The 1,393-nt window shown below is 46.2% G+C and carries 1 protein-coding gene and 2 pseudogenes; all 3 read left to right on the top strand.

Going from position 1 to position 1,393, the window contains the following annotated elements; all coding sequences use genetic code 11:
• Positions 1 to 421 (top strand): annotated as a pseudogene (locus SMIDD26_RS06195) (hypothetical protein); the annotation flags it as partial.
• A pseudogene (locus SMIDD26_RS06190) lies at positions 422 to 895 on the top strand (hypothetical protein); the annotation flags it as partial.
• A 274-nt stretch (positions 896 to 1,169) separates the two neighbouring features.
• Positions 1,170 to 1,364 (top strand): hypothetical protein, encoded by a 195-nt coding sequence (locus tag SMIDD26_RS06185; protein ID WP_246746947.1) that lies wholly within the window; start codon positions 1,170 to 1,172, stop codon positions 1,362 to 1,364.
• Positions 1,365 to 1,393: the final 29 nt, after the last annotated feature.

Genomic DNA, 1,393 nt, shown 5'->3' with positions numbered 1-1,393 from the left:
AAAATACAGAGAAACCAGCAAAGACGAGGTTCGCAAGCCGTGGTTGGAGTTTTTCGGGAATAAACCCTTTACCCAGCAACCCGAGCGAGCCATTAGCCAAGCAGATCAATTGCTAGACTACAAGAGCTGGTCCGAGGAGGACAGGAAAATGTTTAGTCAACTACGTATGCGAGAAGAACAAGCCTTGTTAGCACAGGACTATGCCTTGGAAACAGCTAGGGCAGAAGGTATTGAACAGGGACTGGAGCGTGGACTTGAACGTGGTCGTGAACAAGGACGAGAAGAAGGCATTGAAGAGGGATTAAAAGTAGGTTTAGTAAATCTAGTCCGTCAAGACCTTCTGACATCTGAGGTTGCAAGTGAACAATTAGGAATGACCGTCGCTGAGTTTGAGGCGTTGCTGAAAGACCATCATAAATAAGACCTAAAAAAATACAGAGAAACCAGCAAAGATAAGGTTTGTAAACCATGGTTGGAGTTTTTCGGCAACAAACCCTTTACCCAACAACCTGAGCGAGCCATTAGCCAGACAGACCAACTGCTGGACTACAAGAGCTGGTCCGAGGAGGACAGGAAAATGTTTAGTCAACTACGTATGCGCGAAGAACAAGCCTTGTTAGCACAGGACTATGCCTTGGAACAAGCTGAAGAAAAAGGGTTGGAGAGAGGTCGTGCAGAAGGACTTGAACGTGGACGAGCTGAAGGGATTGAACAAGGCATTGAACAAGGTTTAGAGCGTGGACTTGAACGTGGCCGTGCAGAGGGTATTGAAAAAGGGCGAGAAGAAGGATTAAAAGTAGGTTTAGTAAATCTAGTCCGTCAAGGTCTTCTACCATCTGAGGTTGCCAGCCAGCAGCTGGGTATGACTGTCTCTGAGTTTGAGGAGCTTTTGTAAGTTAGAGATTTCCTTTCAAAATCTTATCAGAATGGTAGGAAACTCGGATGAGGGAGATTCCAAGAAAGCTCTGACTGAACAGCCGACTGAACTTAAACCAGTCGACGATCTAAAAAGGTAAGCAGTGCCAGCTGAGGGAGCCAATCAAGGGCAGCTACCCATCCCAGAGTCTGTTCAAGAAACTCCTTGAGCAGAGGGAGAAAAAGAGCAAGACCAGCCGACTACTGCTGATAGGAAAGCAGCTAAATTGACCCAGGGGACCATGAAAGCTTTATTGAAAAATCTAACGCTAGACTCTATGAAGGCTCTCCATACTGAAGTGGAGGAAGCTCTTGCGAAGGCTAAGGCGGTCTTAGAGAATCCAAAAGTCAGCCAAGCACAGGTTGATGAGCAAGTCAAACTCATGGAAGGGATGACTTGTCGGATCAGGGAGAGTTTTGTTGCTTTTCGTTTTTTTTTGATGAAATAGAAGCCTAAAAGATGAGGCGGGGCAAGGAG

The sequence above is a fragment of the Streptococcus mitis genome (assembly GCF_001579035.1).
Taxonomy (GTDB): domain Bacteria; phylum Bacillota; class Bacilli; order Lactobacillales; family Streptococcaceae; genus Streptococcus; species Streptococcus mitis_J.
Note: the sequence above shows the minus strand (reverse complement) of the source record. Positions and strands in the feature narration are given on the sequence as shown.